Genomic DNA, 18,612 nt, shown 5'->3' with positions numbered 1-18,612 from the left:
GGAAGCCCTGCCCATGACTGCTGCCCCGAATCCTTTTGATGCAGTAACTATCGGCCCAATCACCCTGCGCAATCGCTTTGTGAAGTCCGGCGCCAACGAAGCCATGTGCATAGATGGCAAACCCACCAGGGCGCTGGTCAGGCATCACCGCGAGCTTGCCGCCGGGGGCGTGGGAATGACGACGGTCGCCTACATGTCAGTCGCCCCCGAGGGGCGCACACTGCCCAACCAGATATGGATGCGCGAGGAGGCACTGCCCGACCTCAAGGTTCTCACCGACGCCGTGCATGAAGAGGGCGGTGCTATCTCCGCCCAGCTTACCCATGGCGGATCATTCGTGACGGGCATGAAAGTCAAGGGACGGACCATCAGTTCCTCCGGTGGCTTCAATGCGGCAGGGGCCCTGAAGGGCAACTTTTTCAGCCGCGCAATGAATGAAGAGGACATGACCCGCGTTATCAACGAGTTTGTGCGTGCGGCACAACTCTGCCGAGAGGCCGGCTTTGACGCTATTGAACTGCACATGGGACATGGCTACCTGCTGAACCAGTTCATATCCCCACTGAGCAACAAGCGCAGTGATGAATATGGCGGCAGCGCGGAAAACCGCGTGCGCTTTCCGGCTCGCGTACTGGCCGCCGTCAGGCAGGCGGTGGGCGATGACCTGGCGGTGCTGGCAAAAATCAGTGTGGCGGATGGCATCAGCCGCGGCACCCAGGTAGAAGACTCCATTATCACCGCGCAAGCGCTGGAGCGGGCCGGCGCGAACATGCTGGTGCTTTCCGGCGGTCGCAATGTCGAGTCCACCTGGTACATGTTTGGCAGCAATATGAACCGTGAAGCCATCAGCCGGGTGCTGAAATCCCAGGGTGAGCGGCTGACGGCGCTGATGATGAAGGCCGCCGCCTCCAGCGAGCGCAAGGTCACCTTCCGGGAGCTGTACTTTCTGGAAAACTCCCGCCGCATCCGCGCTGCAGTGCAGATACCCCTGGCCTATGTGGGCGGCGCCAAGTCCCTCGCCAATGCCGAACAACTGGTGGCCGAGGGCTTCGACTGCGTGGTGATGGCCCGTGCACTGATTCATGATCCAGCCCTGGTCAACAAATTCCGCAGCGGGGAATTGACTGAGTCAGGCTGTGACAACTGCAACGCCTGTGTCGCCTACATCTATCATCCAGCCGGGACCTGGTGTGTGCACAACCCGCCAAATGATCTCGAACTGAACCGCATTCCCGCGGCCCAGGCACCAACCACGAGCGCAGAAGCCAATGCAACCTGACATAAACGACGTACTGATAATCGGTGCCGGGCTTTCCGGAATAGGCGCAGCACGGCAACTGCAGGCCAACCTGCCCGATACCCGCTACACCATTCTCGAGAGCAGGGAATCCATCGGCGGCACCTGGGATATTTTCCGCTACCCGGGCATCCGTTCTGACAGTGACATGTTCACCCTGGGTTACAAATTCAAGCCCTGGCGCGGAGGCAAGGTTCTCGCCGACGGGCCATCGATTCGCCACTACGTTCAGGAGACCGCGGCCGAGAACGATATTGAACCGCATATCCGTTTCGGGCACCGGGTAGTCAGCGCCGAATGGTCAAGCAATGACGCCTGCTGGACCGTGACCGCAGTGACGGCGGATGGGGAGTCTCACCTGTTTCGCGGCAACATCCTGTACATGTGCGCCGGGTACTATAGCTACAAACAGGGTTACACCCCGGAGTTCGCCAACATCGATCGTTTCCGCGGACAGGTTGTGCACCCTCAATTCTGGCCCGAGGACCTGGATTACAGCGGCAAAAAGGTGGTGGTGATCGGTTCCGGGGCAACAGCGGTAACCGTGGTACCCGCGATGGCCGAAACTGCCGCCAGGGTCACCATGTTGCAGCGCTCCCCGACCTACATGATCAACCGGTCCGAGTATGATCCGGTGTGGCGCATACTCGATAAAATACTGCCCTCGCAGACCGCCTATCGAATGACACGCTGGCTCAACGTGAAGATGCAGTGGCTCATCTATACGCTGACCCGGATCTGGCCGCAGCGGATGAAACGCTACCTGATAGATGGCGCGCGTAAGCAACTACCCGAGGGCTATGACGTGGAGACGCACTTCACACCCCACTATAACCCTTGGGACCAGCGTCTCTGCGCAGTACCGGAGAATGACCTGTTCAAAGTGATCAGTGAAGGCAAAGCAGATGTGGTCACCGATCATATCGAGGAGTTCACCGAGACCGGCATTAAATTGCAGTCCGGCGCGCACCTCGACGCGGATATCGTGGTGACCGCCACCGGCCTTGACCTGGTTATGGCGGGCGAAGTGGCCTTCTCTGTCGATGGCAAGCCGCACGACCTGGCCGACAGTTACACTTACAAGGGCATGATGTTTTCCGACGTGCCAAACCTGATAAACATCTTCGGGTATATCAACTCTTCCTGGACCCTGCGTGCGGACCTGCTGGCCGAGTTCCTCTGCCGCCTGGTATCACACATGCAGCGTAACGGGCTGCGCAAGGTAACGCCGCGACTGCGCCCTGAAGAACTGGGCATGGAAAAGCGCCCCTTTCTCACCGACTTCAGTGCCAACTACTTCCACCGCGTGGCCCACCGTTTTCCCTCCCAGGGCGACCGCGATCCCTGGACCAACTGCCAGAACTACACACGGGAAAGGAAAACAATCGGCCGGGCACCCATCGAGGATGGGGTCCTGGTGTTTGAAAAATGAAAAGACCGGGACGCACAGCGGTGGTTCCAGCTCACAGCCAGCCGCAGCGGCCCCCGCTTGGGCACGTACGCGTCCAATACCGGGGCGTTGCCGCAGCGAATGCCTAGATTCTGCTGCCGTTAAGCGTACTGCCCCGCAACATCTCCAGCCCGGAACCGTCCGAGCCCCTTTCCCGTATGGTGACGCCCGACTTCACATCGATCCAGACCTCGGTGGTAACAGTCTCGCCGCCACCCCTGGACACCAGCTCCCAGCGGCAGGCACGGTAGGTGCCAGCCGGGACCGTGACGCTTTCCTGCCCCAGGTAGGTGTAGGTGTCGCGGAAGCGGAATTCCTGTCGCTGGCTGAAGCCGGGTGGAAACGCCGGGCTGTTGAGTTCGACCACGGAGGTGTAATTGTCCTGGTAACTCTCGCCGGGGGTGAGATCAAAGCGGAACAGTGAATACGGCGTGTGCGTCACCACCGTGGTGAGCGTGACACCCTGCGCACTGGCTTCCAGCTCGGTACCCAGTTGTTTGACCCGTTTCGCCGATTGATTCACCTGTACGTAGGCGGACAGTTCCGCCTGCGCGCGAATCCCGTCTACAAAAACCTCGAATTGGGTCACAATCCTGGTGGCGCTCTGGCCATTGAAGTTGCGCCGGCCAACCACCACCTGCTCCCAGGTTGTATTCAGGTCGGGCTCGCCGGGCGTGCTGACACGATATTCAATGCTCGCCTGGGTGCCCTGGCTGAGCAGTTCCGGGTTGAAGCAGGCCATGGCATTGCCGGTCCCCGAGCCGCCACCGCCGCCTGCGCTGGGGCTAAACTCGGCCACCAGGAAGAAGTCTTCGTCATCCGACTGCAGTAGCCGTCGAATTGCCGCGTTGCGGGGCAGGTTTTCAGTGCTGAGTTCGCAGGGGCCGGATGAGCCGCCGCAGAGACCGCGGCTCCGGCGGCGCCAGCCGTCAAACTCGAAACCGCTGTCGGCGCTGGCCACAAACACTTCGGAAAAAAGGAAGTCGGTGACGGCAACGATGCACTCTTCGCCGGCACTGCAGCTGCTGCGACCATCATTCCAGGTCACACTGCCGCCCTCCCCGACACGGATAACGATATTGCAGCCCGACAGGGCCACCACGGCGGCCGCAACCACGGCCAGTCTGATCCATTTCATCAGCGCGTCCCTCCAAATTGGACAATCCGCCATGAGTCTCTTGGTTTAGACCAAACCCGGGAGTTTGGCAAACTGGCATCAGCGGGCGCGAAGGGCGATGCATCGGCTGGCGCACTTCCAGGCGATGCCAAATCGCGCCGCCGGCCCGCTACCGCGGCCTGTTTACTGCGGTCTACCGAAGCCCATACCCTTGAGATATCGCGATCCGCATCTATATAAGTACTTATGACCTATCCATCGATGGAGAGCTGATTCCCCGTGGAATTCAAGGATTATTACCAGGTACTGGGCGTCGATCCGCAAGCGGATGCCAAGGCAATCAAAACCGCCTACCGCAAACTGGCGCGGACCTACCACCCTGACGTCAACCCTGATCCTGGGGCCGAGGACAAGTTCAAGGAAGTAGCGGAAGCTTACGAGGTACTGAAAGACACCGAGCGACGCGCGGAATACGATGAACTGCGCCGCTACGGTGGTGCCCGTCCCGGTGAGGGCTTCGAGCCACCACCCGGATGGGAGTCCAATGCCTACGGCGCCTACAACGGTCGCTTCTCAGAGGAAGACTTTTCTGAATTCTTCTCCTCCATCTTTGGCGGGGGTTTCCGGCAGGCACAAGGCAGCCAGACGAGCGGCGCCGGGATGCGCGGCCAGGATATTGAAATCGAAGTGCCGATTTTTCTGGAAGAAACCGTGCAAGAGATTTCCAAGCCGGTCAGCTACCGCATTCCGGTCAGCGTCGACGGACAGTTGCAGTACGAACACAAAACCCTGAACGTGAAGATTCCCGTCGGCATCTCCGAGGGAGAACGGATCCGCCTGAAAGGCCAGGGCACACCCGGCCATGGCAGCGCCCCGGCGGGTGATCTCTATCTGCATGTGCGGCTGGTGCCGCACCCCCTGTTTGATGTGGAGGGGCACAACCTGGTTATCACCGTGCCGGTGGCACCCTGGGAGGCGGCCCTGGGCGCGAGGGTGGTGGTGCCGACCCTGGAGGGCAAGATCAACCTGACCATCAAGCCCCACAGCCAGTCTGGCCAGCGCCTGCGTGTGAAAGAGCGAGGCCTGCATGGCAAGTCAGGCCGGGGTGACCTCTATGCGGTTCTCAAGGTGGTGATGCCGGACTACCATAACGACAAGACAGACGAGCTGTGGCAACAGCTTTCCCGGGAGGCGCGTTTCGACCCCCGAGCAGAGTGGGAGAGGTGAACGCTATGGAACTGCAGGTAAGTTATCAGGAACTGTGTGAATACGACGAGATTGACGAGGCCGTGGTGCTGCGCGTGGTGGAGTACAACATCGCCGCTCCGGTCACCGGGCGGGATGTTGCCAGTTGGCACTTTCGCACTACCGATGTGAGCTGGATACATAAAGCCCTGCGCCTGCGGCGCGACCTGGATATCGACTGGATAGCCGTGGCGACGATTATCGACCTGCTCAAACAACAGCAGTCACTGGCAGAGGAAAACCGCCGTTTGCGGCAACAACTGCGCCGTTTCTTCAGCGAGTGAAGCGTTCGTCCAGCGTTCCATCGGCGCCAACACAGCACCCGGCGCTGCGCTGGATGCACTATAGTAAACACCTGTGCCGGGCACACAGCCTCACCTGAATGACGATTACCAGGGCAGCAGGTATGGAGCGAAAGGTACCGATATCATCGCCGTAAGCGCAGGCAGTCCTGTTGAGCAGTTGATAGCCGGGCCAGACGCCAGCGGCGTACAGATTCCAATAACTTTAAGAACAGAAGGTGCACCATGTACGAGGTAGAACTGACCGAGTCATATTTTCCGGCGCAAGGCGAGGCCGAACCTGCCGCCATGACCATCGGCGAGATGCTGCGCGAATCCACCGCCCGGGCGCCTGACCATATCGCGCTGCAGGAACTGACCGACAGCGGTGACATCAGCCGCACCTGGACGTATGCCGAACTCACGGCTGATGCCGAGCGCCTCGCACGCGCATTGGCCAGTCGGCACGCAGAAGGCGCCCGTATCGCGGTGTACGCGAACAACGTGCCCGAGTGGGTGCTGCTCGAACTGGCATGCGGCCTCGCCGGCGTCATCCTGGTGACCGTCAACCCTGCCTACCAGAAAAACGAGCTCAAATACGTGCTCGAGCAGTCCCGGTCGGAGGCGATCTACTATGTCGCCGAGTTCCGAGGCAACCCGATGCAGGATATTGCCGATGCCGTTTGCGATGACATACCCGCTATCCGGCACCGCATCCTGCTGTCTGACCATGACGCGCTCTTTGCCGGCGAAGACACGGGGGCGCTGCGTGACCCCAGCCCGCATGATCCTGTACAGATTCAATATACTTCCGGCACCACGGGATTCCCCAAAGGCGCCCTGCTGCACCACCACGGGCTGGTGCGCAACGGTATCGACACGATGCAACGCGCCGGCGTGGAACCGGGGGATGCCTTCGTGCACAACATGCCACTGTTCCATACCACGGGCTGCGCCATCCTGGTCCTGGGCGGACTGGGAGTCGGCGCGACCATGCTGCTCGCGCCCCTCTTCGAGCCCGCCATGGTTGCCCGGGTGATTGAACGCGAGCGCACCCGGTTCATTCTTGGCGTGCCGACCATGCTGGTGGCACTGATTGAAGAAGTCCGGCGCTCGGGCCGGGACGTGTCCTCCACAGAGCGCATCATGTCCGGCGGCGCCATGGTCGCGCCGCAACTTTGCCGCGATGCCAAGGCCGTGTTCGGGGCGCCCATACAGATTGTCTATGGCCAGACCGAAACCTCCCCGGTGCTCACCCAGGCCTGGTATGAGGACTCGCTGGAAGACCTGACCCAGACTATCGGGCAGCCAGTGGCCCACACGGAACTGTCAATCCGCGATCCGGCGTCCAACAGCGTCATGCCTATCGGCCAGCAGGGCGAAATCTGCGCCCGTGGCTACAGCGTCATGCTCGGCTACAACGACAACCCGGATGCTACCGCTGCCGCCATCGACAGCGAGGGCTGGCTGCATACCGGCGACCTCGGACAGATGGACGCACGTGGCTACGTGAAGATCACCGGACGGGTGAAGGAGATGATCATTCGCGGCGGTGAAAACCTGTTTCCCGTGGAGATCGAAAACGCCCTGCTGGAGCACGAGGCGATAGACGAGGTAGCTGTAGTCGGAGTACCGGACGACAAGTGGGGCGAGCAGGTGGCCTGCTTTATTCGCAGCAGTGCAGATCAGCCACTCTCGGCAGCAGAGCTGAAAGCCTTCATTCGTGAACGCTTGTCGCCGCAAAAGACACCTGCCTACTGGATAAGGGTAGCGGACTGGCCGCTGACAGGCTCAGGCAAGATCCAGAAATTCAGGCTCCGCGAAGCCTTTGCAGCCGGCGAGCACACAGTGCTCGAATAAGCATTCGTTATGCCGACGATATCGTCCGCAAATTACGATCGCGGGCAGGCAAGCACCACCGCTGGACGGCTTCTGGATTTACGCGAGGCAAGGCCAGACAACGGGTCGCAGACACCCTGCCCTTTACCGCTCTCCTGGATCGTTGCAGCTTGTCGAACTAATGACTATTAGTATATAGTGTGGGCAATAATTACCGGAGGGCGCCAGCATGAGCCAATGTCCATTTGCCAATTTCCAGAACCTGATAGATCCAGACACCTATGCCGAGGGGATGCCCTACGATGAGCTGAGGAAAATCCGCGAGTCGGGGCCCGTGCACTGGATGGACGATCCCACACGCGACGTACCCTACTGGCTGGTGACGGGGCGCGATGAAATCGATTTCATCTCCAAGAACCCGCAACTGTTTTCATCCGAGGCCAAGAGTGTGCTCGCCGATGAATACAGCGAGGAAGAGCTTGCCACCATCCAGCGCCACATGACCATCAACATGGATCCGCCACGGCACCTGAAAAACCGCGCCATCGTGCGCTCGGTGTTCACCCCCCGGGCTATCGACTCCTACGAGGAGCGGTTTCGCGAACACGCCAGGAACATCATTGACCGCGTCGCCAGCCGCGGCGAGTGCGAGTTTGTCGAAGAAGTCGCCGCGGAGCTGCCGCTGCTGGCCATACTGGAACTGTGCGGCATCCCCAGCGAGGACCGCCACGACTTTTTCCACTGGACCAACGCCATGATGTTCAATGACGACCCGGAAATGGCCGTCGACAAGGAAGCCGCGGAAATGGCGTCTTTCCACGTCATCGAGTACGCCATGAAACTGGCGGCGCAGCACGAGGAAAACCCCAAGGACGACATTATCGGCGCCCTGCTCAAGGGCACCCAGGGCGAGGAAGGCTTCAACCAGGACGAGTTTGTCTGGTTCTTCCTGATGCTGATCGCGGCGGGCAATGAATCTACCCGCACCGTCACCAGCCACGGCATGCGCCTGCTGATGGAGAACCCCGACCAGCTGCAGTACCTGGTGGACCACCCGGACAAGATTGCCGACGCCTGCGAGGAAATGCTGCGCTACAACACGGCCTTCATCCTGATGCGCCGCACGGTCATGGAAGATATTGAGCTCGGCGGCCACCAGCTAAAGAAAGGCGACAAGCTGATCATGCACTATCACACCGTCAACCACGACGAATCCATCTTCGGTGACGATGCCATGAAATTTGACGTCACCCGGGCCCAGCGCATGCCCAACCTGTACAAGGAACACCGGTCTTTCGGCATCGGCCAGCATTTCTGCCTGGGCAGTCACCTGGCCAGGCTGGAACTGCGCATCATGATGGAAGAAATCATTCCGCGGCTGCGCAACCCGAAGTTTGCCGGCCCGGTGAGGTACACCCGCGGCAGCCTGGTCAATGGCATCAAGCACATGCCCATCACGTTCGACCCCGAAGTGAAAAGTGAGGCCGCCTGAAACCCGCATACTGAGGCAGGGAACATCGCCTGAATGAAAGACACAGCCCGCCGTGCGCCGGAGCGCACTGAACCGGCCATACTGCAACTCAGTGAGGTGACAGATACCTCGGTCGGCGGCAAAGCCTATGGCCTGTCGCGCCTGACCGGCATGGGCCTCGCCGTGCCACCGGCCTTTGTCATTCGCCATGCCCAGCGCGGCCGCTACCCGGACGGACTGCGCGAGGCCTGGGAAGCGCTTGGCAAGCATCCCGTGGCGGTGCGCTCCTCCGCCGAGGGGGAAGACGGGGCAGACGATTCCTTCGCCGGGCAATACGACACCGTACTCGATGTGCAGGGCTACGACGCCCTGCTCAGCGCCATCGACCAGTGCGTTGCCTCCCTCTACAGCGAGCGTGCGCGGGAGTACGCCGGCCGGCAAGAGGGCGACGCGGCCACCATGAACATTGTCGTACAGCGCATGGTAAACGCCAGGGCCGCCGGGGTGGCATTCACCGCCGACCCGGTCAGTGCCCGGCGCGATGTGCTGGTGATCGATGCGGTGGCGGGCCTGGGCGAAGCCCTGGTCAGCGGCGAGGCGACCCCGGACCATTTTGCCCTCGACCGGCAGGACAAGGTGATACACCAGTCACTTGCAGGCGAGGCGGCGGTGCTGTCGGCGGAGGACCTGGCCGGCATCGCCCGCGGGGCACGCCAGGCCGAAGTGCACGAGGGCCACCCGCTGGACCTGGAGTGGGCCATTGACGCCGACGGCGAGCTTTACTGGCTGCAGGCACGCCCCGTCACCACCCTTCCCGCCGACCTCAACGAATGCGACACCACCCTGCCGCGCCCGGACGACGTGCTCACCATCAGCAACATCGGCGAGATGATGCCGGGGGCGGTGTGCCCGCTGACCGGCTCCTTCACCGGCTGGAGCATCGACTACGGCCTGCAACACATGCAGGTGGCGGTCGGTACCCGTGAGCGCATTGACAAGGACTGGCAGGTCACGGCGTGGGCGTACGGTCACCTGTTCCTCAACCTGACCGGCAACATCGTGATGAGCGCCGGCGTGCTCGGCTCCACCCCGGAGCAGACCGCCCAGACGCTCTGCGGCCGCCCGGTACCTGAACTCAAGGCCCTGCCGCCGCTGCCAACCCGGCGACGCGTCATCAACACGCTGCGCCTGTTGCGCTACGCCCTCGGCGCACCCAAAGTTGTGCAGCGCTTCGACGCCGAGGTAGCCGGCTTCCACATCGCGCACCTGGACGACGCCAGCAGCATGATGGCGCAACTGTCTGAGAAAGCGTGGTTCTATGAGCACGCCATGGCGGTGCACATACAGTCCTCTTCCCTGTCAGGTTTTCTGTCAGCCATCGTCGAGAACATGGTGGCCAAACGCTCGAATCACGCCACCCTCGAGGAGCAGGCGGAGGCGATGCGACTGCTTGCCGGGGCCACCGAGGTGGAAAGCGCGGAAATGGTGCTGCAGCTCGATGCGCTGGTTGACCATATCGCTTCCCTGCCGGAAGCCAGGTCCTCCTTCTGCGAGGCGCAAACCGCCGCGGCCCTGCACTGGCTACGCCACGCGCCGGAAACCGGCAAACAGTTCGAACAGTTCCTGGCAGCGCACGGCCACCGCGGCTATCGCGAGTTGTGCATGCGCGACCCGTCCTGGGCGGAAGACCAGGAACAACTGGTGCAGAGCATGCAGGCCGGCGTCAGGGCACGCCTGGCTGGCGCGACCACCCACAGCGCACACCATGCCAGTGTGGACGTGGTTGGCCTGAGTCGCGGCCTGAAATGGATCCTGCCCAAGGCACACAATGCCGTGCGTCGGCGGGAGCACACCAAGTCGCACCTGGTTACCGTGGCCCACCGCTTCAAGCGGGCTTTCGCCCATCTCGGCGAACTGCTGGTTAGCGAGGGTTCCCTGCCGGATGCAGACCTGGTCTATTTCTTCACTTTCGAGGAACTGCCCGGCTTCGTGGCTTCCCAAGACCCGGCCATGGTCAGGCAAGCCGAGTTAAGGCGTGCTGCCCTGCCTTTCCAGCAGCGCTTCGATTTCCCTGAGATCAGCGTGGGAGCGCCGACACCGCTGCAGGAACAGGTGACGGATGCTGGCGAGGGCAAGATAGCAGGCCGCCCCGCGTCCAGTGGCGTGGTCGAGGGCACCGCCAGGGTGGCGCACACGCTGGCGGAAGCGGCAGAACTGCAACCGGGAGAGATCCTTGTCACCCCCATCACCGACATCGGCTGGACGCCCTATTTCAGCATGATCGCGGGCCTGGTCACCGACCTGGGCAGCGCCGTGTCCCACGGGGCCGTCATCGCCCGCGAATACGGCCTGCCCTGCGTGGTGAACAGCCGTGTGGGTACGCGGGTGATCAAGTCCGGTGACCGACTGCGACTGGACGGTGACAGTGGCATGGTGGAGATTCTGAACTAGGGCCTGTTTCCAGGCCAGCCCCTGCGCAGGCGCGATCATCTGAACCGGCCCCGGTTGCGTACCTTTTACACAGTTTCCAGAAGCCATGCATGTCCTGTGCACAGGCCACAAACCCGGCAGAGGTGCCCCAGCAGATGACAGACGTTGCCCTCTTTCCCATTCCCGGAGCGGTCTCCTTTCCCGGTGTACCGCGCACCCTGCATGTATTCGAACCGCGCTATCGGCAGATGGTGAAGCACTGCATTGACCACAGCCTGCCCATAGGTGTGTGCCATACGCGCAAGGTCATCCGCGCGAGCGAACCGAGCCAGAGTCGCGAACAGGCGCTCAACAACAACCAGTCCACCTACCAGCCCGAGCAGGTGCTAGCCGCGGGGCCGGTTGAGCTGTTGCAGCAACTGGAAGATGGGCGCATGCTGATTCGGGTCAGCCCGAACCAGCGCATGCAGATCGAGGAAGAGAAGCAAACCCTGCCCTTCAGCATCTGGAGCTGCCGGGATATGCCCGACCAGACCATAGCGCAGAGCCAGAGAGAAACCCTGCAACAGTCCAAAGCCAAGATCCTGCAGCGATTGCTGATCATCGGGCACGACTACCCCGAAATAAAGTCCGCGCTCACCGGCGAATACTGGCAACAGATGCCCCCGGAGGAATTCAGCTTCGCCGTCACCGGCATGATGAGTATGCCGCCGGAAATGGCACAGGCACTGCTGGAGCAGACTGACCCACAACAGCGCCTTGATGACATCCTGGACATGATCAATGGCATATAAGCCCGCCGCAGCCGGAGACCGGATACGCGGCGCCCGGCTGTGCGCGCTGCTTTTGCTTGCCATGCTGCCTGGCATGGGTAGTGCTGGCGACGACACGGGGTTTGCCGGTGCCCCGCGCGATGCTGACGGACGCTTCAGCAACCTGGACGGGAAACTTGATCACGGCAGTGCCGCGGTGCGCATGCCTTTCTTCCTGCGACGCCTTGGCACGTACTTCCGCGATGGCGATGGCGCGGCAGAGCGCGTCGAGAACGACGGTGCGTTCCTGCGCGAGAACGCACAGCACAGCGTGCCGACAGTCACCTGGGTCGGGCACGCCACGCTGTTGGTGCAGATGGAACACCTCACTTTCCTGACCGATCCAATCTGGTCAGACTGGCCCAGCCCGGTACCCATGATCGGGCCGCGGCGCTACGTGGCTCCCGGCATAGCCATGGCTGACCTGCCAGCTGTGGATTTCGTGGTGATCTCCCACAACCATTACGACCATCTCGACCTGCCCACCTTGCGCGCGCTCGCTGCACGCAACGACGATACCGTGTTCTTTGTGCCGCTGGGTAACGGCGATTTGTTGCGCAAGCACGGCATCAATCAGGTCCGCGAGCTGGACTGGGGCGAGACGGTGGAATTCCAGGGCGCAAGCATTCACTGCCTGCCTTCCCAGCACTGGAGCAAGCGCAGCCTGACCGATGATCAACGGGCGTTGTGGTCGTCATGGGCCGTGACCGGCCAGGAGCGTCGCTTCTACTTCGCAGGTGATACCGGGTACTTCAACGGCTTTGCTGACATAGGCGAGCGGCTGGGGCCCTTTGACCTGGCAGCCGTTCCCATTGGCGCCTATGCGCCCAGGGAGATGATGCGTGCGTCACACATGAATCCGGAGGAGGCCGTTCGCGCGGCGGAGGATTTGCGCGCCGGGGCCACCGTTGGTATCCACTTCGGCACGTTCGACCTTTCCGACGAACCGCTACGCGAGCCCGCACAGCGATTCCGCGCAGCAGCGGCCAACAGCGTTTTCGGCCGTGACGGTGCCTGGCTGTTGAACATAGGGGAAACCCGCGAATTCTGAACCCCTGCCCTGGTAACAAGACGTTTTTACAGGCGCAACACGTGCACGATTCCAGGCGCAGTCAATACCGGCACGGGCCCCGCCAGGGCCACCTCACTCTGCCGACGCTTGCCTGCCGAGAATGTCTCTTGCCCGTGTGGGCCTGTCGGTGGCCTGCAGGATTTTCATCCGCAACTGCTCACTGTAGTCAGGATGAGCCTGAAGGAACTCACTGGCGATAGCGGCCGCCTCCGCGCTGTTGTGGTAGTACCAGCTGGCCTGCAGCCACGCCATGGGGAAGAAAATATCACCGGTGCGCTGGATCTCTGCCAGCAGCTCAAGGCCCGGGGCCAGGTACGCCAGCGAATCGGCGGTGCGAGCGGGATGATGCAGATAGCCCAGCGCATCGATGACCCATGACTCCGTCTCCCGGTTCTGCTCATCCGCCAGTGAGGCAAAGAAGGCATCGCGCTGGTCTTTATCTGCAGACAGTGCGGGCGCCACGAAGGCCAGACGGCGTCGGTCATCCGGATTACTGGTTTGCCGTAGCTGGGTGGCCAGGATTTTCTCCGCCTGCGCGGGCAGGCGTAGGGCAAGGATCTCCGCCAGGCGAATACGATCGCTCTCGGACAGTGCCACCTGCGGCAGCGCTGCCTGGCCGGACCAGAACGCATAGCTGCGCTGCACCATGGCCGGCGATGTCGCCAGCGCGGTGAAGGCATCGAAAAACTGGCGCGCGCGCCCGAGATCGGTTTCCGCGTCCAGGCGCTGCCAGAGCACGCCTTCCAACTGTGCCTGCACCGACGCTTGCTGCACGGGTGTCAGCAGGCTCTGGTAAATATAGGCACTGTGCTCAAGCAGCAGGGCCAGCACCAGGGTATTGTCCTCAGCCGCCAGCAAGCCCAGCATCGTTTGCAGGTAGGCGAGCGGCTGCGGGCCACGGCCCGCAAGCATATTCTCGTTGAGGTCGATCAGCAGAGCGCCCTGCTGCAGGTCGTCCAGTTCACCCCAGGTATCTGTCAACGCCAGCTGCGCGGGAAACAGGCCATAGCCCATGCCATCGGCATTGAACAACACCTCGTCAGCGTCCACAGGCAAGCTCGCCGGCCAGGCGATCGAGGCCGCTGTTGCGCGCAGGGCCACGACCGGCGCTGCCGGCCCACTGCCCGACCTGACCACAAATTGCTGCGGCCACACCCGGGCCTTGCCCGCCGGGTCATCCTGGCGCAGCTGCGCAGAACCGGTTTCACTGCGGCGCAACTGGAACTCGGGGCGGCCCGGGGTATTCACCCACACGGCGCTCCACGCTTTCAGGTCAGCTTTTGTCCTGGCATCGAGGATAGCGATCAACTCGGGCCAGGTGACGTTGCCGCCGGCATGGCGACCCAGGTACTCCTGCATTCCCTCCCGAAAGGCCGCTTCGCCGAGCATCAGTTCCAGCTGGCGCATCATGATCGGCGCCTTGTGGTAAATGATGCTGCCATACATCTGGCCGGCCTCGGCCAGGTTCGGCAGCTCCTGGCGTATGGGGTTGGCACCGGCGCTGCGATCGACCTCGTAGGCCGGGGGATAGTGGTCCACCAGGAAACTCAACTGGTGATCCATCTCCGGGAATTCGGGGTTGACGATCTTGGCGGCCATAAAGTTGGCGAACACTTCCTTGGTCCACACGTCGTTGAACCATTCCATGGTCACCAGGTTGCCAAACCACATATGCGCCGTTTCATGGGCAATGAGCGTGGCCCGGTCCAGCAACTGTCGGTCCGTGGCGCTGTCCTCGAGCAACAGCTTGTTGGCGCGATAGAAAATCGCCCCGACATGCTCCATGCCGCCATAGGGAAAGCCCGGTATCAGCGCGAAATCGAACTTGCTGAAGGGGTAGTCGATGCCCGTATAGTCCTCCATCCAGGTGATGGCCCGCGCGTGCTGGGCAAATATCGCGTCAAGATTGCGCGCCACCTTTTCCGGATCGGTGTCGCGATGCAGCAGCGTCATCGGCCGACCATCGACCTCCCGCGTGACCTGCTCGAACTCCCCCGCCACAAAGGCAAACAGGTAGGAACTGATGGCTTCCGAAGTGCGAAAAACATGGCGGTGCTTGCCGTTTACCTCCTCGCTCGACGCCAGGGATCCATTGGCCAGGGCCCGCCAGCCCGCTGGCAGGTCCAGTGTCAGATCAAACGTGGCCTTGAGGTCCGGCTGGTCAAACAGTGGGAAGGCCGTGCGCGCACGGTCAGGCACAAACAGCGTGTACAGGTAATCGGGGTTGCGGTTTAAGGAGGTATTGCCCGCAGTAAAAGCGATGTCCACGGTATTGACGCCGACCTTGAGAGCCGCGGCCGGAATGACCAGGTGTTCATTGCGATGATCGATCTCGATAGCCTTGCCATTGCAGGTGACTGCGGCCAGCAAAGCGCTGTCTTCCCTGAAATCGAGCTGCAATGGCTGTTGCTTCGAGGCCAGCTCAAACCGTATCTGGACTTTCGCCTTTATCGGTGTCGCGGCGTCAGCTGGCACGTCAAAGTAGAGCCGGTAGTTGATATTGGCGACATTGGCCGCGCGGTAACGTGCAAGCTCCAGCGATACCCCGTTTACAACCGGCACCGCGCTGGCCATGGCCACGCTCGATGCCATCAGCAGCACCACCAGACAGGCTCTGAACACACGACTTACTCCCAAGGTTGGCATGTGCCTACCTTAGCCGCGGCAGGGCCGCCCGGCCAGTGCTATGAGGCAATCAATCTAGTGGCCGCGCAGGCGGCGCCGGGGTCACACCAGGGCTTAGCCGCTTGCACGGCAAAAAATGCGCTACACTGGAATCTGTGGAGTAGGCTCAATTTTTACAGGGATAAAATCACTATGCATAACAACTACCTGGCCGCAGTGCTTGCGGCGGCAGTCCTGGCGGTGTCCGGCACCCCCTCGAACGCGCAGATTCCGGCGCCGGCGGACGCTTCCATCCTGTCCAATGAATACACCGGAAAGGTTTATTCCCCCTACGCCGGGCGTGACTTCGCCACCGGCGTGTACTGGGGCGACACCCACCTGCATACCGACATTTCCATGGATGCGGGTGCCTTCGGCAACCGCCTGGGCCTGGAAGCCGCCTACCGCTTCGCCCGGGGAGAGGAAGTCGAGTCGACCAACGGCGGACCGGTGCGACTGTCCCGACCACTGGATTTCCTGGTCATCGCCGACCACTCTGACAACATGGGGTTTTTCCCGGACATGTTTGCCGGCGCCGAGCACATCTTGTCCGACCCTACCGGCAAGGACTGGTATGAGCGCATCAAACGCGGCGAAGGCGTTGGCGTGGCTCTGGAACTCATCGGCAAATTCTCCCAGGGAGAATTCCCGGAGGCCCTGATCTACAAGCCGGATTCCAAGCCCTATAAAGACGCCTGGGCCAAGACCGTGGCCGCCGCGGAGCGCTTCAATGACCCGGGCAAATTCACCGCCTTCATCGGCTACGAGTGGACCTCACTGGTACGCGGGAACAACATGCACCGGGTGGTGATATACAAGGATGATGGCGACAAAGGCGGGAAAATGGTGCCGTACACCACCATTGCGCCCGAGGGCAGCACCAATCCACGTGATCTGTGGACATGGATGGAGTCCTACGAGAAGACCACTGGCGGCAATGTGCTCGCCATTGCCCACAACGGCAATCTGGCAAACGGCATCATGTTCCCGATGGAGGTGCAGAACGACGGCAAGGCCATTGACGTCAACTACGTCGAGCGCAGGGCCAAGTGGGAGCCGCTGTACGAGGTCACCCAGATCAAGGGGGACGGCGAAACCCATCCCCTGCTGTCGCCTGATGACGAGTTTGCTGACTATGAAACCTGGGATATCGGCAACCTGGATGTCTCCGAGGCCAAGACCGACGATATGATCCCGGGCGAGTATGCCCGCGAAGCACTCAAGCGCGGCCTGGTGCTAGAGGAGTCACTGGGCACCAACCCTTACAAGTTCGGCATGATCGGCTCCACTGACAGCCACACTTCCCTGGCGGCCGTACAGGAGGACAATTTCTTCGGCAAGCACTCCGGCTCGGAGCCGGGCCCTGAACGCATGACCCACCCGTTCATGAGCAACGATAACGGCACCATCATGGGCTGGCAGCAGGTCGCCTCGGGGTTGGCCGCAGTGTGGGCTCGCGACAATACCCGCGCAGCGCTGTTTGAGGCCATGGAGCGCAAGGAAGTCTACGCGACCACCGGCTCACGCCTCTCGGTGCGCTTCTTCGGCGGCTGGGAGTTTGAAGCCAGCGACCTCAATAACCGGCAACCCGCCTTCGCCGGTTACGAAAAGGGTGTGCCCATGGGCGGTGACCTGCCGCCACGTGCCAAGGCCAAGTCGCCGAGCTTTATGGTCTATGCCCTGCGCGATACCATCGGCGCCAACCTCGACCGCATCCAGATCGTCAAGGGCTGGCAGGAAGGTGGCAAGACCATGGAGAAAGTCTACGACGTGGTATGGGCAGGCGATCGCAAACCGGGCAAGGATGGGAAATTACCGCCGGTCGGCGACACCGTGGATGCCAGAACAGCCAGCTGGACCAACACCATCGGCGCGTCGGAACTGGGTACGGTCTGGACCGACCCGGACTTTGATCCCCAACAGCGCGCCTTCTATTACGCACGCGTGCTGGAAATTCCGACGCCACGCTGGACCACCCACGACGCCTTCCGCTTTGGCATCGACATTCCCGAGGGGGCACCGGTTTCAACCCAGGAGCGGGCTTACACGTCTCCGATCTGGTACACACCCTGAGTACCCATTCCCCCGACCCACTGTCAGTGGCAGTGGGTCGGGGAGTGCCCGCTTGGCCATGGCGAGTTAATATCTGCCTACACTCGATCACTTCCAGGATGTCTGCCTCGTGGAAAAAGACCAGGACAGCAATGAGACAGAGGCGCTGCAGCGACCAACGGGCAGCGAACAGCGCGCAGATAACACATCACCACCCGTATCCGGGGCTATCGCCGGTATTGAACGCACATTTCTGCGCCTCACCTTCTGGCAAACCATTCTCTCCGTAGCCGGCGTTTTCACCGGCGCCGTCGCCCTCTACGCGGCACTCACGGAGTCCCAGGCAGTGCGCCAGCAAACGGCGGCGACGGTCTGGCCCTATGTGCAGTTCATGATAAAGGACGGCGGCGATGCCGATTCCGCGTTCTTTCACCTGTCACTGGAGAACGTCGGCGTGGGCCCCGCTCGCATGCGCAGCATGCAGCTGACTCACCAGGGCAAGGCGATGCCGAACTGGCAATCACTGACCGAGCTACTACTGGATAAAGAGGCAGAGTTGGGCACCCACTTCGGCAAGAGCGATGTCAGTCGACGCGTTCTGGCACCGGGCGATGCCGTTGTCGCCTTCCAGACAGAATATGCCGAGCTCGCCCGCTCAATGCAGAAAGCGGTGTACAGCGGTGCGGTCGAGCTGACCTACTGCTATTGCTCGATATTCGACGAGTGCTGGCGTATATCCAGCGCAAAAACTGCGGCCGAGGAACCCATGGAGCCTGTCGTCGAGTGCCCTGACTATGGCGCCAGGGGGTTTGAAAATTGAAACGCGGCCACGTACGGCCTTGAGAGCATTTTGCGCTTCCGCTTATGTCGGGGGAATGAGCG

Annotated in this window: 13 protein-coding genes; 11 read left to right on the top strand and 2 right to left on the bottom strand. The window is 61.6% G+C overall.

Annotated elements, in window-relative coordinates:
* Nucleotides 1-13 precede the first annotated feature (13 nt).
* Together F0M18_RS10335 and F0M18_RS10330 are read left to right on the top strand one after the other, a co-directional pair.
* On the top strand, nucleotides 14-1,279 hold the full coding sequence (locus tag F0M18_RS10335) for an NADH:flavin oxidoreductase (protein ID WP_223177955.1): 1,266 nt from the start codon (nucleotides 14-16) through the stop codon (nucleotides 1,277-1,279).
* On the top strand, nucleotides 1,269-2,729 hold the full coding sequence (locus F0M18_RS10330) for a flavin-containing monooxygenase (RefSeq protein WP_149611350.1): 1,461 nt from the start codon (nucleotides 1,269-1,271) through the stop codon (nucleotides 2,727-2,729). The genes F0M18_RS10335 and F0M18_RS10330 overlap by 11 nt, the downstream gene beginning before the upstream one ends.
* A gap of 103 nt (nucleotides 2,730-2,832) precedes the next feature.
* On the opposite strand, the gene F0M18_RS10325 is transcribed toward F0M18_RS10330, so the two are convergent.
* Nucleotides 2,833-3,885 carry a hypothetical protein gene (locus F0M18_RS10325; protein ID WP_149611349.1) on the bottom strand — a complete coding sequence of 351 codons (1,053 nt, stop codon included), beginning with the start codon at nucleotides 3,883-3,885 and terminating at the stop codon, nucleotides 2,833-2,835.
* Nucleotides 3,886-4,143: 258 nt separating this feature from the next.
* On the opposite strand from F0M18_RS10325, the gene F0M18_RS10320 reads away from it, so the two are divergent.
* The 7 genes from F0M18_RS10320 (at nucleotide 4,144) to F0M18_RS10290 (ending at nucleotide 12,993) form a co-directional block, all read left to right on the top strand.
* Entirely contained in the window at nucleotides 4,144-5,091 is a 948-nt protein-coding gene (locus tag F0M18_RS10320; protein WP_149611348.1) for a DnaJ C-terminal domain-containing protein, read from the top strand.
* Nucleotides 5,092-5,096: 5 nt separating this feature from the next.
* Nucleotides 5,097-5,393: a chaperone modulator CbpM gene (locus F0M18_RS10315; RefSeq protein ID WP_262500909.1), complete on the top strand. Its 297-nt coding sequence runs from the start codon at nucleotides 5,097-5,099 to the stop codon at nucleotides 5,391-5,393.
* A gap of 243 nt (nucleotides 5,394-5,636) precedes the next feature.
* Nucleotides 5,637-7,250, top strand: coding sequence for an AMP-binding protein (locus tag F0M18_RS10310; protein ID WP_149611346.1), 1,614 nt, complete (start codon nucleotides 5,637-5,639; stop codon nucleotides 7,248-7,250).
* A gap of 208 nt (nucleotides 7,251-7,458) precedes the next feature.
* Nucleotides 7,459-8,721, top strand: coding sequence for a cytochrome P450 (locus F0M18_RS10305; RefSeq protein WP_149611345.1), 1,263 nt, complete (start codon nucleotides 7,459-7,461; stop codon nucleotides 8,719-8,721).
* A 33-nt stretch (nucleotides 8,722-8,754) separates the two neighbouring features.
* The gene (locus F0M18_RS10300) at nucleotides 8,755-11,151 is read left to right on the top strand and encodes a PEP/pyruvate-binding domain-containing protein (protein WP_149611344.1); all 2,397 of its coding nucleotides are present in this window, start codon (nucleotides 8,755-8,757) and stop codon (nucleotides 11,149-11,151) included.
* A 134-nt stretch (nucleotides 11,152-11,285) separates the two neighbouring features.
* Nucleotides 11,286-11,924 carry an LON peptidase substrate-binding domain-containing protein gene (locus F0M18_RS10295; protein ID WP_188109679.1) on the top strand — a complete coding sequence of 213 codons (639 nt, stop codon included), beginning with the start codon at nucleotides 11,286-11,288 and terminating at the stop codon, nucleotides 11,922-11,924.
* Entirely contained in the window at nucleotides 11,914-12,993 is a 1,080-nt protein-coding gene (locus F0M18_RS10290) for an MBL fold metallo-hydrolase (protein WP_262500908.1), read from the top strand. Before F0M18_RS10295 ends, F0M18_RS10290 begins: the two co-directional genes overlap by 11 nt.
* Before the next feature lie 93 nt (nucleotides 12,994-13,086).
* Here F0M18_RS10290 and F0M18_RS10285 read toward each other — a convergent pair whose 3' ends face one another.
* Nucleotides 13,087-15,636 (bottom strand): M1 family metallopeptidase, encoded by a 2,550-nt coding sequence (locus F0M18_RS10285; protein ID WP_262500907.1) that lies wholly within the window; start codon nucleotides 15,634-15,636, stop codon nucleotides 13,087-13,089.
* A gap of 195 nt (nucleotides 15,637-15,831) precedes the next feature.
* Between F0M18_RS10285 and F0M18_RS10280 the strand changes: the two genes are divergently transcribed.
* On the top strand, nucleotides 15,832-17,751 hold the full coding sequence (locus tag F0M18_RS10280) for a DUF3604 domain-containing protein (protein ID WP_149611341.1): 1,920 nt from the start codon (nucleotides 15,832-15,834) through the stop codon (nucleotides 17,749-17,751).
* A 109-nt stretch (nucleotides 17,752-17,860) separates the two neighbouring features.
* The gene (locus tag F0M18_RS10275) at nucleotides 17,861-18,550 is read left to right on the top strand and encodes a hypothetical protein (RefSeq protein ID WP_149611340.1); all 690 of its coding nucleotides are present in this window, start codon (nucleotides 17,861-17,863) and stop codon (nucleotides 18,548-18,550) included.
* The last annotated feature ends 62 nt before the right edge of the window (nucleotides 18,551-18,612 follow it).

This window comes from Pseudohalioglobus sediminis, from assembly GCF_008370495.1.
Taxonomy (GTDB): domain Bacteria; phylum Pseudomonadota; class Gammaproteobacteria; order Pseudomonadales; family Halieaceae; genus Halioglobus.
Note: the sequence above shows the minus strand (reverse complement) of the source record. Positions and strands in the feature narration are given on the sequence as shown.